Here is a 22672-nt window from a genome sequence, read left to right as displayed (position 1 = left end):
TGCTGCCAATCGTCCACCAAATAACGACATAAAACTTACTTTTGCCGAAAAACTCTAAAACTTGGAGGTATTCCTATGTTCCAATCCGCTTCTTATACGGGTACTAAAACAGAAAATTATGATTTGTTGAATAAACAATTGAAAGCCCTCATTGAAGATGAACCAGATGTCATCGCTAATTTATCGAATGCATCCTCTTTACTGAACCAATTCCTAGACGATGTTAACTGGGTCGGCTTTTATCTCTGGAAAGAAAACCAGCTTATTCTAGGACCATTTCAAGGTTTACCGGCATGTGTAAGAATACCATCAGGAAAAGGTGTGTGCGGCACAGCTGTGTCGGAGAGAAGTGTCCAGCGAATAGAGGATGTCCATAAGTTCCCCGGACATATCGCTTGTGATGCTGCTAGTCAATCTGAGATTGTAGTACCTATCTTCAAAGATGGAGAAATATACGGTGTGCTGGATATCGACAGCCCATCAAAAGGCAGATTTGACAAAATGGACGAAGAAAAGCTGGCAGAATTTGTGGAAATTATCCAACATTATATTTAAAGAAGAGTAAAACTCCCGCTCCAAAACTTGGGGCGGGAGTTTTCATTCCCCTTGGCTTTATTAAGAGCTTTGTACGATTGTTAAATAAATACCTTATAGTAGAGGTTATACCTCTCTATGAATTCCATAGAAATATAAATATATTAAGTTTCAGAGAAAGACAAGAAACACCTTGACTTACTGGAGGAATAAAATTATAATGGTCTTTGTGTAAAATAAATGGCAGCCTATGTGAACCGTCATTGTTATCATTTTGTTCCTCTAAGATGAGGTGCATCGCGTAACTCTCTGCTGCTGGGGCGAAGGTGCATGAAAACATAATGAGCAGTGAACAAAGGGACACACTGTTTTTATTTTATGCAAAATAAAATAAAAAGGAGGAAATTCCTATGGCACGATATACAGGTCCAACCTGGAAAAAATCACGTCGTTATGGTATTTCTTTAAGCGGAACTGGTAAGGAGCTAGAAAAGCGCCCTTACGCACCTGGACAACATGGTCCAAACCAACGTAAAAAACTATCCGAATTCGGTCTTCAACTACAAGAGAAGCAAAAGCTTCGTTTCATGTACGGTTTGACTGAGCGTCAATTCCGTCGTTTGTTTGAAGAAGCGGGTAACATGAAAGGGATCCACGGTGAAAACTTCATGATCCTTCTTGAATCCCGTTTGGATAACCTAGTTTACCGTCTAGGTCTAGCTCGTACGCGCAACCAGGCTCGTCAGCTAGTTACACACGGTCACGTAACCGTAGATGGTGGACGCGTAGACATCCCATCTTACCGCGTAGCACCTGGTCAAGTGATCAGCCTTCGTGAAAAATCTCAAAAACTTAACGTCGTAGAAGAGGCTATCGAAGTGAACAACTTCGTACCTGAATACCTTACTTTCGACGAAGACAAGCGTGAAGGTACGTACACTCGTTTCCCTGAGCGTTCTGAGCTTCCATCTGAAATCAATGAAGCTCTTATCGTTGAATTCTACTCCCGTTAATAACAGATTTCAAAAACCCGTCGACTTTTCGGCGGGTTTTTTTATGAACAAATAATAAAAAAACTAGCACCTTTTAAAAGATGCTAGTTTTCATCCCTATTGAAAACGAATAAGGAAATATTTCTTTTTACCACGACGGATAATTGTAAATTGATCTTCTATACGGTCCGCTTCATTAATAGTGTGTTTCACATCCTGGTTTCGTTCACCATTAATATAAACAGCTCCATTCCCAATATCTTCTCTAGCTTGTCTCTTAGAGGAAGAAATGCCAGCTTCTACAAGCAAGTCCAATAATTGAGGTTCTTTTGCTTCTGAATGATATGTCGGTACATCTTTGAACCCTTGTTCTATTTCCGTACCAGACAAAGCCTTAATATCTCCACTGAACAATGCGGCAGAAATGCGCTCTGCCTGCTTTAAAGCTTGTTCATCGTGAACTATTTTCGTCATTTCTTCAGCTAGACGGCGCTGGGCCACACGTTTCTCCGGTTGTGTCTCCACTTCTTTCTCTAATTCTGCGATTTCATCCAGACTCAAGAATGTGAAATATTTCATAAATCGGATGACATCACGGTCATCGGCATTGATCCAAAACTGGTAAAACTCGTAAGGGGATGTCTTTTCTGGATCAAGCCAAATAGCTCCTCCTGCAGTTTTACCGAATTTAGAACCATCGGCCTTCGTAATTAACGGAACTGTCAGCCCGTAAGCTTCCACTTCTGATTCACCTGCAGCAGAGCGTCTAAGCAATTCTAGACCAGCAGTAATATTCCCCCACTGATCACTTCCGCCTATCTGCAAAGTGCAATTCTCTTTTTCATATAATTTTTGGAAATCAAGAGATTGAAGGATCATGTAAGTGAATTCTGTAAAACTGATCCCTTGTTCTATTCTTGATTCGACAGAGTCTTTTGCCAGCATGTAATTTATCCCAAAGTGTTTCCCTGTATCTCGCAGGAAATCGATGATGGTCATTTGGGAGAGCCATTCATGATTATTTCGGGCAACAGCTGCATTTTCTCCTTCATCAAAGTTAAGGATTTTTGCAAGCTGTTCTTTAATACGTTCACTGTACCCTTTTACCACGTCTGCACTGTTCAATTGTCGTTCTGTTGAACGACCACTCGGGTCACCAATCATTCCTGTTCCACCACCAACTAGCGCGATTGGGCGGTGGCCAGCGATCTGAAATCTTTTCAACATCAATACGGGAAGTAAATGACCGATATGCAAACTGTCTGCTGTCGGGTCAAAACCACAGTAAAGAGTTACCTGTTCATTCGCCAGGTGCTTTTTCAAACCTTCTTCATCTGTCATTTGATTAATGAGCCCGCGTTCTTGTAAGTCTTTTATTATATCCATTTGATCACTCCTATATTTCTGTTTCTACTATATTGGTTGGGCTATGGTATGGTTGTTCGGGACGTGGAGAGGAATTTTCTATAAAAACAAAAGACCCCATCCCCTGGTAAAAGGGACGAGGTCTTTTCGCGGTACCACCCTTGTTGCACAATGAATGTGCCACTTCTATAGATATCGGATTTCACCGTCTTCTGATTCATACCAGAAGAATGCTCCAGGTCGTAATTCGAAATCAAATATGTACTAGCTTTCACCACCGCCAGCTCTCTGCAACAGGGATTTGATTTCTACTCCAGTCCTTCAACGCACGCATATTCAACTATGTACTATATTTATCATACCCACCGAAAAAAAGCAACAAATTCATCGTGTGGAAGCATGTCCTATTTTTAGCCGGTGTGTTATAATGTGTATGGATTTTTTAGGAGGTATTATCATGTCTAATAACCAAAAGAAAGGTAGAAATAAGCTGGACTTCCGATCATTATGGCGAAACGAAAATATACAGAAGAATAGTCGGATTACTTATGATGTCGTCTGGAACGTCATCTTATTTTTTATAATCATTGGGGTCGTCGGGCTATTTTTTGCTGGCGGGGTCGGAGCCGGCTATTTCGCTTCTCTTGTCAAAGATGAAGAAGTCAGAAGTAAAGAAGAAATGAAAGAGACCATTTATAACTATGCGGAGACTTCAACCATGTATTTCAATGACGAAGAGACCGAAATCGGCGACATCCAATCGGACATCTATCGGGAAGAAGTTCAACTGTCTAATGTGAGCGGCCACGTAAAAAATGCGGTTATTGCGACAGAAGATGAATACTTCGGCGAACATAAGGGTGTTGTTCCGAAAGCTGTCATGCGTGCAGTAATGCAAGAAGTGATGAATTCATCAGTCAAAACTGGAGGTAGTACATTAACGCAACAGATTGTCAAAAACCAGATTTTGACGAATGAAGTTTCTTTTGAGCGAAAAGCAAAAGAAATGCTCCTCGCTTTAAGAGTCGAACGCTTTCTAGATAAAGATGATATATTAGAAGCTTATCTGAATATTGTTCCATTCGGAAGAAATGCCAATGGACAGAATGTGGCAGGTGTTCAAACTGCTGCACAGGGCATATTCGGAATAGATGCTAGTGAATTAAACTTAGCACAATCTGCTTATATTGCAGGTATGCCACAATCCCCGTTTGCCTATACCCCTTTTTATAATGATGGATCGATTAAAGAAGCGGAGAATTTGGAGCCTGGGATTGATCGTATGCACGAAGTTCTCGAACGGATGCTAGAGGCCGAATATATTACACAGTCAGAGTATGATGAAGCGATGAGTTTCGAAATAAATGAAGAAACACTGGCCGAACCAAAAGCTACTGCCTTGAGCACTTACCCTGCCATCAATCAAGAAGTGAAAAGTAGGGCTAAAGAACGCATCAAGGAATATCTGATGGAACAAAATGGTCACACAGAAGAAGACCTCGCTGAAGATGATACGCTTGATGATGAATACCAGACATTGGCTGAGCGTGAACTATCTTCCGGCGGATATAAAATTCATACCACACTGGATCAAGAAGTCTATGATGCTATGCAAAAAGTGAGAGATTCGTATACGGAGAACAACTGGCCTTGGGGACAAAAGACAGTCATTAACAATGAAGGGGAGGAAGTAAAAGTAGACACCCCTCTCCAGCTGGGTAGTATGATCATTGAAAACTCCACAGGAAAAATTTATGGGTTTATCGGTGGTTATGATTTTGAAGAAGAAAATATGAACCATGCCACTCAAGCACGTCGTTCTAATGGAAGTACGATGAAACCACTTCTTGTTTATGGACCAAGCTTCGATTTGGGGGCTGCTCAACCAGGCTCCGTTATTGCAGATGTCCCTTATTACTACAACAGCGGTGGTAAAGAAGTCCGTAACTTCTCAAGGAATCACCGTGGATTTGTATCAGCAAGGTATGCATTGGCAAACTCATATAATGTTCCTGCAGTTAAACAATATCACGAAATTTTCGACCAAAATCCAGTAAAAAACTATCTAGAGAAGATGGGTATGGGAGAAGACCTTGTCAAACAAGATTACTCTAGTGAATCGATGGCATTAGGGGGGCTGAAATACGGGGTTAAAGTTGAAAATAATATAAACGCCTATGCTACTTTCGGCAATATGGGTAAATTCGTGGACGCTTATATGATTGAAAAAATCGAAACAAAAGATGGGGAAGTCGTCTTCGAACACGAGGCTGAGGAAACAGAAGTATTCAGCCCACAAGCTGCTTACCTGACCATCGATGTCATGCGTGATGTCCTTGAATATGGTACAGGTCAGAGAGTCCGCGGGTTACTTTATAATCGTGGCGTGGATTGGGCAGGTAAAACTGGTACTTCCCAATCTACAAAAGACTCCTGGTTTGTAGCAACAAACCCTAATGTGACCGTCGGAATGTGGACTGGTTTCGCAGAAGGAAATATGCAGCACTTGAACTATAACCAACGAACTCAAGGCCTTTGGGCTGATGTGGTCAACGCTGTGTCTGACATCCGCCCTGGACTGATGGTTCCAGAAAAAGATTTTGAAAGTCCTGGCGGATTGGTTACACGCTCTTATTGTGCAACCTCCGGTCTTCTGGCATCAGATTTATGTTCCTCTGTAGGACTTGCCAAGAGTGATATTTATGATGCAGATTATGCTCCGACTAAGGTAGATGATAGCTTAATCAATGGTGATTTTGTAAGAGTGAAGGATCAGCTTGTCGAAGCCGGACCTAATACACCAGGTGAATTTATCATTGATGGTGGTGGAGTGACACTTAGTCCTGAGTTTCTTGAAGAAAACGGATATACAAGTCGCGAAGTGTTAAGAGAATTATTGCCAAGTTCCTCTGCCTGGTCAAATGTAGCGCTTCCTTCTACAAGTTCCATTGGCTCGACAGCTTCGTCCATAGACAACGATGGTCAAGCACCAGCTGCACCAAGCTCTGCATCAGCAGGCAGCTCGTCCATATCCTGGTCGTCATCTCCGAGCAGTGACGTTGTTGGCTACCGAATTTATCGTGCAGCTACACCGGGGGGGACATTCTCCCTTATTGGGAGTACTTCTGGTAATTCCTATAGTTTCTCTGGATCTGAAGGAGTTTATGCCGTCCGAGCAGTCGATTACTTTGGAGAGTCATCTGGTTTATCCAACACTACAACTGTAGGTAATCCTGGTGCGCCTGATCCTGAACCAACGGATGAAAGTAATTCTGATGGTAGTTCCAGTGGAGAATCCACTACAGGAAATGGTTCTTCCAATAGTAATTCCAATCAAAATGACAGCAATGAAGAATCGAACGAGGGCGAATCTGGATCTGAAAGCAATAATGAATCAGAAGAAGAAGCTGATGATGGAGAATCCGGTACTGAGTCTGACAATGCCGGGGATGGAAGTGGAGACTCGGATAACGGTGACTCAGATTCTGAAAACGACTCCGGTAATGACAATTCAGAAAGTGATAATTCCGGTAATGACTCTGGTAACGGAAACGAATAGGACTATGAAATGGAATAATAGCCTATCCTTACTAAATCCGATCGGTTCATCCGATCGGATTTTTTCTTATTATATGTGTGAATTACAAAATTACTACTCATTTCATGTATAATGAAAGAAAATAATTTAATAATTCTACTAATCTATATGAGGTGGTGACTGAATGAATCATGAAAAAACTTATCACTTTGAAGCTTTCGACACGGAACATGGACCGGTCATCGTCGAAGGCCCATTATCTTCAGATGATCTGTCTAAATACACTTTCAATGAAGGGTTGACAGCTTTCCGCCCTCCAGAGAAACAGTTCGAAGCGATAAAAGGGATTGCAGATTTCGAAGAAGGACGAATCATCGTTGCCAGAAACAATGACGAAATTGTAGGGTATGTTACATACCTTCACCCAGATCCCTTAGAGCGTTGGTCTGAGGGAAATATGGAGGAATTGATTGAACTAGGAGCAATTGAAGTAATCCCAAAGTTTCGCGGATACCGGATCGGATCCCAACTATTACAAGTATCAATGATGGATGAATATATGGAAAACTATATCATCATTTCTACCGAATACTATTGGCACTGGGATTTAAAAGGAACGGGCTTAAACATATGGGATTACCGTAAAGTCATGGAAAAAATGATGGCAGCAGGTGGGCTGACCCCCTCCCCCACTGACGATCCTGAAATTATCTCTCACCCTGCCAATTGCCTTATGGTGAAAATAGGAAAGAATGTTTCAGAATTATCTGTTGAACAGTTTGATAAACTGAGGTTTTTGACAAGGTACCAATACCGTCAAACAAGGAGGTAGTTGATATGTTAGTGGAAGAGATTATGAAAGAAAGAGTCATCACACTCTCTCCTGTAGATACAATCGAAACAGCACTTAAACTCCTTCAGGAGCATCATATTCGCCACATTCCTATTATTAATGATAGCAACCAGGTGATCGGCATAGTTTCCGATCGTGATGTCAGAGATGCAAGCCCATCTGTATTTGAAAAAGATACAGAGCGAAAGGAACTGAAGAATCCTATTAAATCCATCATGACAACCCCTGTAACTACGGTTCATCCCTTGGATTTTGTTGAGGAAGTTGCCTCCATTTTTTATGAGCAAGAATTTGCATGTGTCCCTGTTACAAGAGACGAAAAATTAGTAGGTATCATTACGGAAAAAGACATGTTGTATACATTAATACAGCTCACAGGAACACATGTCCAAAGCTCTCAAATAGAAGTGAAAGTTATCAACCGCCCTGGTATTCTCCCTCAAGTCACCCAAGTATTTGGTAAAAGAAAAGTCAATATAAGCTCTGTGCTCATCTACCCCTATAAGCCGGATCCAAAATATAAAGTCATTGTTGTACGCATTCAAACCATGAACCCGATTCCAACCATCGAAGATTTAAAATCAGAAGGCTATGAAGTATTATGGCCAAAGATGCCAGGGATACTATCATGAATTGCCATTCAGGTTTTGTGTATTCCAATGATTTTACAAATTATCGATTCCGGGAAGACCACCCTTTCAACCAAATGAGGGTTGTAATGACAAAGGAATTACTTGAGGCGACAGGAAAGCTATCAGACAAAGAACTCATTTCTCCTCGTTTAGCTACAGAAGAAGAATTGTCATTGGCACATAGCATTTCCTATATTAACGCTGTAAAAAAAGCCGGGAAAGGTGAATTGAGCGAGGAGCAAGGGCTTGAGTATGGTATTGGAACAGAGGATACGCCAATGTTCCAAGGGATGCACGAGGCTTCTCAGCTGTTAGTAGGCGGTACTCTATCTGCAATTGATTCGGTATTAGAAGGACGAGTCAAGCATGCATTAAACATTGGAGGCGGACTTCATCATGGCTTTGAAAGGAAAGCCTCTGGTTTCTGCATATACAATGATGGAGCTGTCGGTATTAAATACATCAGGAAGAAGTATGATTACAAAGTACTTTATGTCGACACAGACGCTCACCATGGAGATGGGGTACAATGGGCATTTTATGACGACCCCAATGTATGCACATTCTCTATACATGAAACAGGTAGATACTTGTTCCCAGGCACAGGTAATGTAAATGAGCGTGGTTTAAAAGAAGGATATGGATACTCCTTCAACTTACCTATTGATGCTTTTACGGAAGATGATTCTTTTTTAGAGGTTTATGAATCCGCTTTCAGAGAGATTGTAGATTTCTTTCGCCCGGATGTCATCATTACACAAAACGGGGCAGACGCTCATTTTCTAGATCCACTTACACATTTGTGTTCAACAATGAAAATTTATGAGGAAATACCTAAGTTGGCCCATGAGCTAGCTCACCAATATTGTGATGGCAAGTGGATCGCCTTAGGCGGCGGAGGTTACGACATATGGCGAGTCGTTCCTCGAGCGTGGGCTCAAATATGGAAAATTATGAACGAAAATATACCATTTAAAGGGGATTTGCCTGTAGAATGGATCCAAAAATGGCAAAAGAACTCACCTGTTCCATTATCGACCACTTGGCATGACCCAGCAAATGCCTGCAAACCTATTCCACGCAGAGCAGAGATCACAGAAAAAAATAAGAAACTTTTGGATAAGTCTTTGCAATTGATTTATAATCAGAAAAAGTTTAATTCTCTGTAACACTTACAATTCTTTTGCTCGTCATGTTTACCTACTTCAAAAAATGAATATGATAAATGTTCCCCATACTTTTAGAAATTAAAAAGCCACTACATAGCGTAGTGGCTTTTATGATGGAGTCCCTTCATACTCTGGGTCTAATATAACAATCTCAACTCTCCGATTCTTACTCCAATTTTCTTCCGAGTCGTTAGGAGCGACAGGCCTTGTTTCCCCATAGGCGACAGCCGTAAATCGTTTTGGATCCAAACCATCGGTATTATCGGTCAAATAGCGGATAACACTACTGGCCCTTGCACCTGATAATTCCCAATTTGAAGGATATCGATATGTAGAGATTTGCCTGTTATCTGTATGTCCTTCTACCTTAACAAAGTTCGGAATATTTTCTAGCAATGTCCCAACTTTAGATAAGAAAGGCTTCGCACCGTCTAAAATTTCTGCGCGACTCGTCTCAAATAACAATTGCTCTTCAAGCACCAGGACAACCCCTCGGTCCGATTGAGTTGCAGAAATAATATCACTCAGTTCGTTTTCCTCTAAGTAATTATCAATTTCCTCTTTAAGCTTTTCAAGATCTTCTTCTTTTTCCTTCAGCTCTTCATTCGTAGCAATATTGTCCGGATTATCTGTGGGTGTTTCAAACTCATTATTCTTCTCCCCATTTTCCTGGATCTTAGTTTGCTCTGTTGGATAATCACTTTCAACGGCAGAAGGATAAAAATCAAAAATCATCCGATTTCGAAATGATTCTGCAATTGCTTCGAATTTAACGAGATTAATTTGGGACATAGAAAATAATAGGATAAAAAACACCAGTACCAATGTAATCATATCGGCATAGGTAGTCATCCATTTAGGAGCACCTTTTTGACTTTTTTTCCTAGGTCTAAGCTTCATTAGCCGCTTCTCCTAATGAATCCTCCTGCTCTTCCTCATCGGCCATCTTATCATTGTCTGACAAGAAAGCCCCTAGTTTTTCTTCTAGAATTCTAGGGTTTTGACCAGATTGAACACCAATGACACCTTCTATAATCACTTGTTTAATAAAAATTTCATGATAGGTCTTATTCTCAAGTTTTCCTGCCATTGGGATAAAAACCAGGTTTGCTAATAAAGTACCGTAGAAAGTTGTCAATAATGCTACTGCCATTTGAGGGCCTAAGGTCTCCGGATTGGATAAACTTTGAAGCATGAGCACGAGGCCGATAAGAGTACCAATCATTCCCCAGGCAGGTGCGTACTCTCCCGCCTTTTCAATGATGGCTCGTCCCCTCTGATGCCGTTCTTCTATAGCAACGATTTCCGCTTTCATTATGTCATTGATAACCTCAGGTTCAATTCCATCCACTGCTAGAAGTATTCCCTTTTTGATAAAAGGGTCCTCTACTTCATCAAGTTCCGCTTCTAGAGCTAAGAGCCCTTCTCTTCTAGCCCTTTCTGAAAGTTTAACAAAAAGAGCAATCAATTCACTCAAATTCAAATCATTTGTCTTGAATGCTTCTTTTGTAACCCGAAATGTCAGCTTTACCTCACTAAAATTAAAGTTGACTAATAAAGCTGCAACAAGGCCTCCGAGAACAATGAAAATCGAAGAAACCTGAATGAAGGACGTAAAGCCTCCAAACCCTGCATTTGCCATAATACCAAACATGACCATGGCAAAACCTATGGTTATTCCGATAGGGGTCAATAAATCTTTTTTGGTCATTCTACTCTCTCCTCAGTTTCTTACAAGTACCTTATAGTACATATATCGGTACTATTTTTGCTGAGTTGAGTTTCTTTCAATAATTCTGTGGGGGAGAATCACGTTTGGCTCTTCCACTTCCTCTTTGTTCATGAACTTAGTTAATAGACGCATGGCAACAGCTCCAATATCATACATCGGTTGTACGACAGTGGATAGGGTAGGGCGGACCATTGTAGCAAGGCGAGTATTGTCAAAACCGAATACTTCCAGGTCTTCTGGAACGCGAATTCCTCGGTCCTGGGCACCATGGATGACTCCTAAGGCCATTTCATCAGAAGAAACGAAAATAGCTGTCGGCTGTTCTTCCATTTCTAGAATCTGATCAAGAGCTTCTAAGCCTGAATCATAGGAGTAATCTCCTGTGACAATCCATTGCTCTGGAGAATCTTTCCCTTGTTCTTCCATCGCTCTTTTATACCCGTTAAGCTTCTCTGTGTTAATGATAGTGTCTTCCGGACCTGACACAAATGCAAGGTTTTGATTATTCTCTAAGAGCAATTTGGTTGCATCATACGCAGCTTCTTCATAATTGATATTCACTGAAGGCGTTTCTTTTGTTTCATCTACAGTAGCTGCCAGAGCTATCGGTACAGAAGAAGTCTTAAATTCACGAATGTGATCTTCCGTGATATTACCTCCCATGAAAATCAAACCATCCACCTGTTTTCCTAGCATGGCATTAATCAAGTGAAGTTCTTTATCTTTATTCTGATCTGAGTTACTTAAAATAATATTGTAATTATACATAGTAGCAATATCTTCAATTCCCCGAGCCAGTTCAGCAAAGAAAATACTGGAGATATCAGGGATGATGACTCCTACTGTGGTGGTTTTTTTACTGGCCAATCCGCGAGCGACTGCATTTGGGCGATATCCCAATCGTTCAATAGCATCGTGCACCTTTTTACGTGTAGCTGGTTTAACGTTCGGGTTGCCATTGACCACACGTGAAACCGTAGCCATTGACACATTGGCTTCTCTAGCCACATCATATATTGTTACATTCATTTTATATCCTCCTTCATCGAATCAATCGCACAATTTATTTCAATAGAATAATCATACGATACATCGCTCTCCTGCGCAATAAATCGTCCTATTTCTATTTTTTCGTTACACCCTAACCATTATAACGGAAAGCTCTTTCCCTGCAAAAGGATAAACATAGTTTTCCTCAATAATCACATTTATATAAAACCATTCTTTTTTTCTCCTGACAATTTAATTTTCTACGCTAAAACCACTTCGAGACTTTATTCAAAGAAACCAGAAATAAATAATGTCACATTAGAGTGCGAGTAGAATATACAGGATCTCCCTATTGTAACTTTCCTTTAGGGGAAAAGGGCAAACTTCCAACAACATACCTAAACCAAAAAGGTGAAGCAATTCTTTTTGGCTTATAGGAAAGATAGCATAACCTCAAAAAAAAAGTTAGGCTAGAAAACTAACCTAACTTCCAATGCTTTATTTATTTAGTTCCTCCATGAATGAATGGAAAGTCGGAATATCCATTTGCTGAGCAGAGTCTGATAATGCAACAGCAGGGTCTGGATGCACTTCGGCCATAACGCCGTCTGCCCCAATGGCGAGTGCCGCTTTTGCAGCTGGTAATAGCAAATCACGTCGTCCTGTAGAGTGAGTAACATCCACCATGACCGGCAAGTGAGTTTCTTGCTTAAGGATAGGAACAGCTGAGATATCTAATGTGTTTCTTGTCGCTTTTTCATATGTGCGAATACCACGTTCACAAAGGATGATGTTCTCATTACCTCTGGAGATAATATATTCTGCTGCATTAATGAACTCAGCTATAGTAGCAGACATCCCACGTTTCAATAATACAGGTTTATTAACAGAACCGACTGCTTTTAGAAGTTCAAAGTTCTGCATGTTACGTGCGCCAATTTGGATGACATCAAGGTATTCCAATGCCTCTTCTAAATCCGCAGGGTTAACAATTTCACTTACTACAGCAAGGTCTTGTTCATCTGCAGCTTGTCTAAGCATTTTCAGTCCTTCAATCCCTAATCCTTGGAAATCATAGGGGGAAGTTCTTGGTTTGAACGCGCCTCCGCGAAGAAGCTTGATTCCCTGATCTTTTACTGCTTTTGCAACAGTAGAAACCTGTTCGTAACTTTCAACGGAACATGGCCCCATAACAAACGAAGGTTTCCCCTCACCGACTCTTTCTCCTTTGATTTCAACCACTGTATCTTGAGGTTTTTTCTTTCTGGATACAAGCAGAGCTTTTCTATGATCGTCTTCTTGGAGCTCCAGAGCTGCTTTGAAAATTTCTTTGAATAAGTGAACGACTGTAGAGTCCTCAAATGGTCCGTCATTATGTTGAGACAACTGGTCTAACATCGCTCTTTCTCGTACAGGATCAAAACGATTCATCCCTTGTTGTTCTTTGATTTGTCCAATTTCCTTTACCAGATCACCGCGTTCATTGATTAAACTTAAAAGCTGTAAATTAACATCATCTAATTGGCTACGCAACTGGTCAAGCTTTTGATTACTCATTTATTCGTCCCCCTGCAAAGAATTTTGATGAATTAGATAAAATTATATAGATAATTAGGGACAATTATAGCTAATATTTCGAATGTTGTCACCCCTAGAAAAGGATTTCATGAAATTTTTAAAAATTCTCCCCTCTTAAAGAAGAAGTGGGATATAATAATCCCTCCGTTAGCTACGATTATTTCTTTCCGGATAGTTAAAGAGACTTGCCCAAGTGAGCAAGTCCCGATTGCCTTTCACAAACTTTTCAAACGATCAGCTGTAATCGCACTATGGCTGTCATGCCAAATGGCCTCTCCCTCTACAAATTGTATTACTTGTGGTGATTCATGACGGATACCTGTTTGTTCTGCAATTTGGTTGGATACACCTCTTGCCTCCTGAACATTGAGAACGAAACAAGGAAGTTCTGTTTGCTCCACGAAATGATTATATTGTTGTAAAGCTGATGCACTTATCGGGCATGTCAAACTATGTTTTAACAAAAAGAATTCTTTATGTGTCTCTATTATTTGAATAAACTCTTCTTCCGTTTTAATTAGTTCTGGTTTCAAAACAGACCCTCCTAATAATAAAAATGCCAGCCCCCTGGGAGACACGACTCACATATGCAAAACGGCTGGCGAAAGGTGATCCTCCCTTTCGTAAGATGGAATGCTTATGTCGCGAGTGGCTGGGGGGCTGTAGCTGGATAATAAAAAAGCGCATGCGCCTTGGTCACCCCCGACAAGCTTAAGACAAGACTCGTCGTGACGCCCTTTGTCACAGAGAGAATTGACTTAAGACCTCGAGGGGGGAGGCGCTGGAGCTGGATAATAATAAAAGCGCATGCGCCTTGGTCACCCCCGACAAGCTTAAGACAAGACTCGTCGTGACGCCCTTTGTCACAGTGAGGATTGACTTAAGACCTCGAGGGGGGAGGCGCTGGAGCTGGAATATAATAAAAGCACAAGCGCCTTGGTCACCCCTGACAAGTTAAAGACAAGAACAAAAAGATGGAGGCTGAGAACAACCTCCATCTTCAATAATTATAGATTAGATGATGTCGTTGAATCCTGTTGCTTTTCAAGCTCCTGGGCAGCCTCTTCAATAGCTTCTGCTACCTCTTGTGCAGCCTTTTCAGCTTCATCCTCATCACTTGTGCGGAAGTTCTTCACTTTATCCTTCACTCTTCCACTAAGCTCTTGTGACTTCTCTGAAACATTCTTAGAAAGTTGAGAGGAGGATTCAACAGCACGATTCTTCCACTCTCCACTCTTTTCATAAGCCACGTCTTTCCATTCACCAGCACGCTCTCTCCATTCGCTTGAGCTTGTGTTGATGTTCTCTCGTAGCTCTCGTCCAGATTTTGGAGCGAACAATAAAGCTACAGCTGCCCCGACCAGGCCACCGATCAAGGAACCTAATACGAAATCTTTTCCATTTCCATTGTTTTGTCCATTGGTTTGTTGACTCATAAAAAAATTCCTCCTTAAGATTTAATATCTTCTTTTTTAGCCCTTTTCCATAAATTGATGGCCACTTGGCCCCACTTCATGGCTTGTGCCGCCGTATCAGTATTATCATTAGCTGATTGAGTCAATCCTCTTGATACGGAACGGATGGATTGATTGAACTCTTGAACAGTGTCGCCAATGCCTTTCACTCCATCAACTAGAGTGTTAAGCTTCTCTGATTTTTGACCGACATCTTCGGCAAGTTTATTTGTTTTATTCAAGAGTTCCGTTGTTTCTAATGTGATTCCTTCCATCTGCTTTTCAACACCTTCAAGTGTGTCAGCAACATTGTTCATAGTACGGCGTACAGCCGTCAGTGTTCTAGCCAAGAAAATGACGAGAACAGCAAAAGCCACTGCTGCGATTAATGCAGCAATGTACAGAATAATAATCATTCCCCCTGCACACTCCTTCGTATGTAATCAACACAGTTTAGTTTATACCCTAATTTATCCCTTTCTAAACATGAAGGTTACTATAAATGGACTTATTCGCCATTCAATCCTTAAAACCCTTTTTCATCTGACTAATTTCTGTAGCCAAATAATAAAACATGCGGCTTCCCATTATAAAAGCCGCATGTTTCCTTTAAAGGCTATGTTTTTCATATGCCTCCTGAAACTTTTGGATATCTCCTGCTCCCATAAATAAAAGAACACCATTCTCATGAGAATCCAGTTGTTGTGTATCCTCCAGTTGCAATACCTTTGAATCAGGGATTAATTCTTGAAGGTGGTCAATTGTTAATTTCCCTTCATTTTCTCGTGCTGAACCGAAAATGTCACAAAGGTAAACCTCATCTGCCTCTTTCAAACTCTCAGCGAATTCATGCAGGAACGTTTTAGTTCTCGTAAATGTATGAGGCTGGAAAATTGCTATAACCGGCCGGTCGCTATACTTCTTACGTGCGGTATCAATTGTTGCAGTGATCTCAATTGGATGATGGGCATAATCATCGACTAAAACTTGATCTTTCCAATGTTTTTCCGTGAACCTGCGTTTGACACCTTTGAATGTGGAAAGCTTCTTAATCTCTTCCGGTTGCATATTTTCATAGTGGCAAAGAGCAATAACACTTAAAGCGTTCAATACCGTATGGTTTCCGAATTGAGGAATCATGAACGAATCATAATAATTATTACGGACGAACACATCAAAGGTAGTTCCTTCGTTTGTTTCTTGTATGTTTTGTGCCTGAAAATCATTCGTATCAGACAGCCCATAATATAAGACAGGGACATTTGCTTGAATATGCTGTAAATGTTCGTCATCCCCACAGGCGATAATCCCTTTTTTAACTTGCTTCGCCATTTGTTGAAATGCCTGAAAGACGTCATCAATGCTACTAAAGTAATCAGGATGATCAAAGTCGATATTGGTCATAATCGCATAATCAGGTTCATAAGAAAGAAAATGGCGACGGTACTCACAAGCTTCAAAAGCAAAGTATTGACTTTCCTCATGTCCTTTACCTGTGCCATCACCTATTAAGTATGATGTTGGATAATTTTCTGAAAGAACATGTGCTAACAATCCTGTAGTCGAGGTCTTACCATGAGCACCTGTGACTGCAATACTTGTGTATTTTTGCAACCATTCGCCAAGAAATTCATGATAACGATAATAGGGAAGTCCCTTCTCTTTAGCTTCTTTGATTTCCTCATGGTCATCACTGAAAGCATTTCCTGCGATAATCGTCAAACCTTCTGTAATGTTTTCCTTGGAAAAAGGCAAAATTTTTATATTTTTAGCTTCTAAAACATCTTGGGTAAAAAAACGTTTATCAACATCTGATCCTTGAACTTTCTCACCAGAATCATGAAGAATCTGGGCAAGCGAACTCATTCCTGTTCCTTTGATACCAATGAAATGGTAAGTTGTCATAAACAAGAACCTCCAAAATAAAGTGGGTCACTTTAAGTATAGTATATGTAATATTCATGGATATGCGATATAAACTTCAAGGACGAGCCAAGCTAGTGTTCGCATTTCCTAATCATATCACGGAATTTTACGCAAAAAAAGAAGTATAGTCCATTGAAAAGGCACCAACGAAACGACGTCCGTGCCTTTTTCAAATTATCCTTCCGCCTGCGTATACTCTACATACTCTAAGCGCGGGTTGTGTTTGTATCTTCTTCCTTCTTTTGCTTCCGGTTCACCATCAATCAAGACGTTATCTCCAGTAAACCCAATATTGATTTTCAATAAACTTCCTCCGACACCATACATATCGACTGGTACTTTTTTCTCCTCAAAAGCGCGGATCCTCTCTTTCGTGAAACCTCCACTAACGACAATCTTTACTTGCTTGAAGCCTTCTTGATCCAATGCGCGGCGAAGAGCAAAAATCAACTCAGGATTGACCCCTCTGGGATCGAATGTACCCATCAAGTGCTGATTTCTTAGAAAATACTTATCGACTAAATTCCGGGAAGTATCTAGCCTTACCCCTTTTAATTCCTCACCAAACTCACGAGCAACTTTTAAAGAATCGGTAATAACATCATTATTATAGTCAACTAAAGCCATTAATTGGTCATTTGGAAACTGTTCATGATAGGCCTTGGTAGCGGCTACAACATCACCTTTGAACATTTGAATTAAGGCATGGGGCATCGTCCCCATCCCTTCTTTCCCCCACCATTCATTCATGGCGTGAGTCGCTTGTGCTGTTGACCCTCCGATGAACGCTGAATAACCATCACCAGATTGTTGGGTGAAATGATCATCACGATCGCCCATAAAAATAATGGGTTTCTGTTTCCCAGAGGTACGAGCTGCTTTTACAACATTATACACGTTCGTTGCAACCGAAGTTCTTCGAGCGAGAATCCCATCAATGATTCCTTCCAGAAAACCAAAATACTGATATGGCCCTTTGATTGTTAACACGGTTTCATAGGGGCTGATCTTATCCCCATCTTTCAAAGAATGAATCTCCAATTCCTCTGGGTGATCAGCAAAAGTATGAACTAAAGCTATTACTTCGTCTGTTCCGCATAGCACAGCATTTTCTTTTTGGAAAAATTGCATTGTCACTATATTTTCCGGTAAATGATTCTTAACAATATCACGCGTTTTTAAAAAGTAGACGGCTGAAAACCAACCCTCTGCTACCCGTTCATCAAATTTGAACGTTTTATTTGTCAATCGTTTGATATCACCATTCAATTTTAATGCTATTTCCTTCATGGCTTAACTCCTTAAACATAGAGGTCGTTGTAAATTAATTTCATTCATAAACAATCATATAAAACTGAGGACTTTTGTACAAGCCTTACGACAAATATGGAGTCGAATCAATCCCTCATTTCATCAATTTGCTGCTTGGTCAGCAGGACGTCCCTGGGTTTACTTCCTTTTTGTTCAGAAATAATTCCATAGGATTCCATCTGGTCGACTAAACGAGCCGCCCGGTTATAACCTACTTTGAATCGTCGTTGGATAAGGGAAGCACTTGCTCCGTTCTGGTTAATCACGAAGTCTACCGCTTCATCAAACAAATCATCTGTTTCCTCTTCTGTTGATACCTGCTTAAGCAGCTCTTCTTGATGAAACAAGTATTGAGGCGGGGCTATCTTTTTTACATAGTTCGTTACACGTTCAATCTCATCATCTGATAAGAAAGCTCCTTGAATGCGGACAGGTTGTCCTGAACCATTCTCCACGAATAGCATATCTCCCTTCCCTAGAAGTTTCTCTGCTCCTCCGGAATCAATGATCGTTCTTGAATCTACTTGTGAAGATACACTGAATGCAATCCTCGTTGGAATGTTGGCTTTAATCAAACCAGTGATGACGTCAACAGAAGGACGTTGTGTAGCTAATAGAAGATGAATTCCACAAGCCCTTGCTTTTTGAGCAATCCTACAAATCGCATCTTCTACATCTTGCGGAGATACCATCATCAAGTCAGCAAGTTCATCGATGACAATGACCAAATAAGGAAGTTTTTCAGCGGCCCGATTTTGTTTGATCATTTTATCATTGTACCTCTCCACGTCTCTTACGCCTTCTTCAACGAACTTCTCGTAACGCTCTTCCATTTCTTTGACAGCCCATTTCAATGCTGTAGTAGCCGCTTTCACATCAGTAATAACGGGTGATACCAGGTGAGGAAGTTCGTTGTATGGTGCTAGTTCGACCATTTTAGGGTCAATTAAAAGAAATTTAACATCTTCATGGTGTGCTTTATACAGTAAGCTTACTAAAATCGTGTTGATACAAACACTTTTCCCAGAACCAGTAGCTCCGGCTATCAAGCCGTGAGGCATTTTTTTCAAATTGGTGACAATCGATTCTCCACCGATATCCAGACCTAAACCTACAGATAAAGGAGACTCATCTTTTTGAAAAGCATCAGATTCAAAAATCTCCTGTAATCCAACCAGCTGGGATTGTCGATTAGGGATTTCAATACCAACCGCCTGCTTACCAGGAATAGGTGCTTCAATCCGAATATCTTTAGCTGCCATACTCAATTTAATATCATCTGAGAGATTCGTAATCTTACTTACCTTCACACCGGGCTCTGGCTGAACCTCGAACCTCGTAACCGAAGGACCCTTCATTGCATTCACAACTTTGGCACGTACGTGGAAGTGTCGTAGTGTCGTTTCCAAAAGTTCCATTTGTTCTGTAATCCAACTATCATCGTCTGAATTTGGGCGAATAGGATCTTCCAGTAAATGTAAAGGGGTTTGATATTCAACCCTTGCTTCCGATTTAGTCAGATTAGAGTCTGTATTTGAGTCTGTTTTTTTCTCTTTCTCTGACATGGGCTTTTCTTTTACGTGCGCGTTCTTCTTTTTTTGATCCCGTGTTCTTTTATCCCTTGGAGTCATCAAAACATTAAAAGGGACTGTCCTCTTCTTATCTTTCGTTTCTATTGTTTGTTCCTTTCGATCTAGTGTTTGTTCCTTTCGATCTGGAAGTTTTCCTTCTTGAGTGGATTGCTCTTTTCTGTAAGGCTCTTCCTTATTAGGGTTTTCCACTTGCTCTTGTTGATACATTTGCTCCCCTGCCGTGTCAGGGTCTTCTCGTAAATCATTTTCTTCATCTGCTTGATTGTTTTCCACATTGTTTTCTTTCTCAATCAATTCTTCCTCAACGAATGGGGGCGGAGTAGGGAGTGATTGACCATCACTCCCCTCCTCTGGTAAGTTCATCTCCTCATTGACCACTTCTTCTACGGTCTCCTGGACCTCTTTTTTCTCATTTTCTTGTTCAGCAAATGATAGGTTAGTGACATCTGTAAATGATGCTTGATGATTTTGATAAGGCTCTTCCTCAGATTTATCACCATTCATATCCTCATCGCTAATTTCCTGCTGATGCTCATCCTCCATATGCCGTACTTCTTCTTGCTCATCTAAATAAACGGCGTTCTTTTCCTCTGATGGTCTCTCCCTATCCAAAGATGGCTCACCTATTAGAGATGCTTCTTCAGTGGTCGCCGCTTCTTCTCGCCGCTCTTCTTCTTTGGAAATTTCAGAATCAGCTAGCTCCTTAACACTAGAATTTGTTTTTGGTGGTCTATCATCGACACCATCAACACGAGCTCTCATACGTTTTCTTAATTCTTCCCATTGCTTTTCTTCCATAGAATCGGTGAAAAAGTCAGGCTTTGTTTTTTGCTCCTCTACCGCATATTCAAGTTTCTGCAATCCTTTAGTCAATTGCCTCGCTTGATAACCGTAAATTGGTGAAGGTACATCCGTGGGCGTAAAAGGAATCGAAGAGGTTTCTGGAAGTTGCTCCGATGTTTCTTTCTTCCTCGGTCGCCTTTCCCATTGCGACACTCTTTCTTGAGTCTGGCTTTCTTCTGTCGCCTGATTTCTTTTCCGAGTTCGTTGATATGTGGTAGTCGTCTGATCCGCTTGGTCTGGTTGGTCCGGTATAACAGGGAAACGAAACTCTCCTTGTTTTGGATAGCGGTACGTCATTTTTGTCTTAGCGTTTATTTCGTGGCGTTCTTCTTTTGTATGTACCGGTTGATGATCCGTTTTCTCTTCAGAATCAAACCAGCGCTTCATTTTATCTTTTAAGTCTTTCCACATTGCGTTCACTCTCTTTCAAATTTTGAATCATATCCATGATTACTCCTATTTTAACAGGTTTCTAGTAAGTATTGGTTTACAATACCTTTAAAAATGACTTTCGAATCAAAAAAGCAAAGCAGCTGGGCTACTTTGCTTAATCATTTTTATTTACTTGTCGAAAGGCCTTTTTTCTGGAGAACCTTTAAAATATATTCAATTAAATATCGAACGATTGGCCAATTTCGTAATGATCCTCAAGCACCAAAATTCCTTTTTCTTTTGGCGCGTCTGGTAAATCGAGTTCTTTAGCAGAGCAAATCATTCCCGAAGAAGGAACTCCCCGTAACTTGGCGTCCTTGATCTTCATCCCACTGGGCATAACGGCACCGACTTTCGCTACCACTACTTTTTGCCCCTGGTCAACATTTGGAGCACCACATACGATTTGAAGAGTTTCATCTCCTACGTCTACTTGGCATACGCTTAATTTATCAGCATTCTCATGGGGGCCTTTTTCCTTAACGTAGCCAACCACAAACTTAGGGCTTAAATCAAAATCGAGCACGTCATTCAATTGATTTCTGGTAAATAAATCTTTGATAGGAGAAAGCATCTCTTCCGTGAGAGGCAACTTCCCTTGTCCATCAATATTGAAATAATTAGAAGCATTAAATATATTGTACCCCAGTAATGAACCGTCATTGCGATCTGTGATTTTAACCACATCACCATAGGCCTCTTGTTTAAAAGTGTCGCGATCTCCTTCTTTGATCGGAATGATTAGTACATCACCGATTCCTTGACGATTATAAAATACATGCATATCCTACTCTTCCTTTCGATCTTTTCTTGGTTTCTTTTGGGCTAAAATGAAAATCGGTTCTAATTGTTTTTCTTCATATAAGAAAGATAAAGAGGTTACAGGAACCGTCCCCTCGGCAAAGAACTTCATAGCCATCTGTGCTAATATATCATACCCTTCTGAATTTTGGACGTCCGCAAAGATGATTACATCCTGATGAGGAATACTGATCGCGAGCTCTCCCTTACATTCCGCTTTAAGCTTCTCCAACAGCACTTCATTCAGGATACGGCTAGCATCATACCCATCTCTCGCTGAATGGAAATAAAAATCATTGCCATATACGGTGTCTTTTTTCATCTCTACTGGAAGAGAACGCACATTGAATCCAGCTACTTCTTTGATTCTGTCCAAAGTCCATCCTTCTTTTTCAAGCATTTGTTGGTCAATCAACTGATAAGATTTCCCTAAATCTAGAGCGTAATAAATTCGAGTTTCAGCTGTGTGCTCTGCATAAATAAGCTTTTTGCCTTGTTCTGTTTCTGTAGGGAATGACGCTGCTCGAATCACAGGATAGATTTGCTGCTCTTTACCTGTAAGCTGGTGGGATTCATTCATCACCCTAAGAGCTTCTTGCACATGATCCTCAAGTTCATCGAGTGCTTCTTCTCCTCTGGCCTCATACTTGGCTATTACATTAGGTAAAGTAATGGTGATGCCTTTCCCAGATTCAATCCATTCAATTCTGAACGTATCTTTATCTCTATTGAACGTTGTTTTCCACTGATCGTTCTTGAGTCGTTCCTCTAATTTTCGCTTTAATTTAATACTTGTCATTTTCATATTATTTCCTCCTTTATTCATGGAAGAAAGAACTCGTTATCTGCTTTCGTTTCTTCAAACCACATCGTATTCTATTATACACACTTCTCTATGCCAGAAAAAGCAAACAAGCTGTGCACTTAGGC

Annotated in this window: 19 protein-coding genes and 1 other annotated feature; of the genes, 6 read left to right on the top strand and 13 right to left on the bottom strand. The window is 40.7% G+C overall.

Translation table 11 applies throughout. The annotated features are described in order from the left end of the window. Window positions 1-75: 75 nt before the first annotated feature. Together BMZ58_RS00215 and rpsD are read left to right on the top strand one after the other, a co-directional pair. Entirely contained in the window at window positions 76-555 is a 480-nt protein-coding gene (locus tag BMZ58_RS00215) for a GAF domain-containing protein (RefSeq protein ID WP_075034554.1), read from the top strand. Between the two features lie 389 nt (window positions 556-944). After that, the gene (gene rpsD / locus BMZ58_RS00210) at window positions 945-1547 is read left to right on the top strand and encodes a 30S ribosomal protein S4 (RefSeq protein WP_075034553.1); all 603 of its coding nucleotides are present in this window, start codon (window positions 945-947) and stop codon (window positions 1545-1547) included. Between the two features lie 96 nt (window positions 1548-1643). Here rpsD and tyrS read toward each other — a convergent pair whose 3' ends face one another. Further along, entirely contained in the window at window positions 1644-2912 is a 1269-nt protein-coding gene (tyrS, locus tag BMZ58_RS00205) for a tyrosine--tRNA ligase (RefSeq protein WP_075034552.1), read from the bottom strand. A gap of 108 nt (window positions 2913-3020) precedes the next feature. Continuing rightward, window positions 3021-3225: a binding site (T-box leader), on the bottom strand. Window positions 3226-3348: 123 nt separating this feature from the next. Here tyrS and BMZ58_RS00200 point away from each other — a divergent pair. The 4 genes from BMZ58_RS00200 to BMZ58_RS00185 all read left to right on the top strand — a co-directional run bounded on the left by BMZ58_RS00200 (window position 3349) and on the right by BMZ58_RS00185 (window position 9083). Further along, window positions 3349-6450, top strand: coding sequence for a transglycosylase domain-containing protein (locus BMZ58_RS00200; RefSeq protein WP_075034551.1), 3102 nt, complete (start codon window positions 3349-3351; stop codon window positions 6448-6450). Between the two features lie 163 nt (window positions 6451-6613). Continuing rightward, window positions 6614-7261 carry a GNAT family N-acetyltransferase gene (locus BMZ58_RS00195; RefSeq protein ID WP_075034550.1) on the top strand — a complete coding sequence of 216 codons (648 nt, stop codon included), beginning with the start codon at window positions 6614-6616 and terminating at the stop codon, window positions 7259-7261. Between the two features lie 5 nt (window positions 7262-7266). After that, window positions 7267-7914, top strand: coding sequence for an acetoin utilization AcuB family protein (locus tag BMZ58_RS00190; protein ID WP_075034549.1), 648 nt, complete (start codon window positions 7267-7269; stop codon window positions 7912-7914). After that, window positions 7911-9083: an acetoin utilization protein AcuC gene (locus tag BMZ58_RS00185; RefSeq protein ID WP_075035071.1), complete on the top strand. Its 1173-nt coding sequence runs from the start codon at window positions 7911-7913 to the stop codon at window positions 9081-9083. Before BMZ58_RS00190 ends, BMZ58_RS00185 begins: the two co-directional genes overlap by 4 nt. 108 nt (window positions 9084-9191) lie before the next feature. On the opposite strand, the gene motS is transcribed toward BMZ58_RS00185, so the two are convergent. The 12 genes from motS to BMZ58_RS00125 form a co-directional block, all read right to left on the bottom strand. Beyond that, on the bottom strand, window positions 9192-9983 hold the full coding sequence (gene motS, locus BMZ58_RS00180) for a flagellar motor protein MotS (protein ID WP_075034548.1): 792 nt from the start codon (window positions 9981-9983) through the stop codon (window positions 9192-9194). Then, window positions 9973-10794: a flagellar motor protein MotP gene (gene motP / locus BMZ58_RS00175; RefSeq protein WP_075034547.1), complete on the bottom strand. Its 822-nt coding sequence runs from the start codon at window positions 10792-10794 to the stop codon at window positions 9973-9975. Before motP ends, motS begins: the two co-directional genes overlap by 11 nt. Window positions 10795-10845: 51 nt before the next feature. Further along, a complete protein-coding gene (gene ccpA, locus BMZ58_RS00170) occupies window positions 10846-11844 on the bottom strand; it encodes a catabolite control protein A (protein WP_075034546.1) in 999 nt (332 codons plus the stop codon). 459 nt (window positions 11845-12303) lie between these two features. After that, the gene (locus tag BMZ58_RS00165) at window positions 12304-13362 is read right to left on the bottom strand and encodes a bifunctional 3-deoxy-7-phosphoheptulonate synthase/chorismate mutase (RefSeq protein ID WP_075034545.1); all 1059 of its coding nucleotides are present in this window, start codon (window positions 13360-13362) and stop codon (window positions 12304-12306) included. 236 nt (window positions 13363-13598) lie between these two features. Further along, on the bottom strand, window positions 13599-13916 hold the full coding sequence (ytxJ, locus tag BMZ58_RS00160; protein ID WP_075034544.1) for a bacillithiol system redox-active protein YtxJ: 318 nt from the start codon (window positions 13914-13916) through the stop codon (window positions 13599-13601). A 474-nt stretch (window positions 13917-14390) separates the two neighbouring features. Next, entirely contained in the window at window positions 14391-14819 is a 429-nt protein-coding gene (locus BMZ58_RS00155) for a YtxH domain-containing protein (RefSeq protein WP_075034543.1), read from the bottom strand. Between the two features lie 14 nt (window positions 14820-14833). Then, window positions 14834-15253: a DUF948 domain-containing protein gene (locus BMZ58_RS00150; RefSeq protein ID WP_075034542.1), complete on the bottom strand. Its 420-nt coding sequence runs from the start codon at window positions 15251-15253 to the stop codon at window positions 14834-14836. A gap of 193 nt (window positions 15254-15446) precedes the next feature. Next, entirely contained in the window at window positions 15447-16742 is a 1296-nt protein-coding gene (gene murC, locus BMZ58_RS00145; protein WP_075034541.1) for a UDP-N-acetylmuramate--L-alanine ligase, read from the bottom strand. 195 nt (window positions 16743-16937) lie between these two features. Further along, the gene (locus tag BMZ58_RS00140) at window positions 16938-18053 is read right to left on the bottom strand and encodes a nicotinate phosphoribosyltransferase (protein WP_075034540.1); all 1116 of its coding nucleotides are present in this window, start codon (window positions 18051-18053) and stop codon (window positions 16938-16940) included. Window positions 18054-18160: 107 nt separating this feature from the next. Continuing rightward, the gene (locus BMZ58_RS00135) at window positions 18161-20896 is read right to left on the bottom strand and encodes a DNA translocase FtsK (RefSeq protein WP_244151462.1); all 2736 of its coding nucleotides are present in this window, start codon (window positions 20894-20896) and stop codon (window positions 18161-18163) included. A gap of 223 nt (window positions 20897-21119) precedes the next feature. After that, complete coding sequence (gene ytpR, locus BMZ58_RS00130; protein WP_075034538.1) at window positions 21120-21725, bottom strand: YtpR family tRNA-binding protein; 606 nt, start codon at window positions 21723-21725, stop codon at window positions 21120-21122. 3 nt (window positions 21726-21728) lie between these two features. After that, window positions 21729-22547, bottom strand: coding sequence for a DUF1444 domain-containing protein (locus BMZ58_RS00125; RefSeq protein WP_075034537.1), 819 nt, complete (start codon window positions 22545-22547; stop codon window positions 21729-21731). Between the last annotated feature and the right edge of the window lie 125 nt (window positions 22548-22672).

Origin of the sequence: Halobacillus dabanensis (genome assembly GCF_900114165.1) — a bacterium.
In the GTDB taxonomy this organism is placed as follows: domain Bacteria; phylum Bacillota; class Bacilli; order Bacillales; family Halobacillaceae; genus Halobacillus; species Halobacillus dabanensis.
The sequence above is the reverse complement of the archived record's forward strand: the minus strand, read 5'-3'. Positions and strand labels throughout refer to the sequence as shown.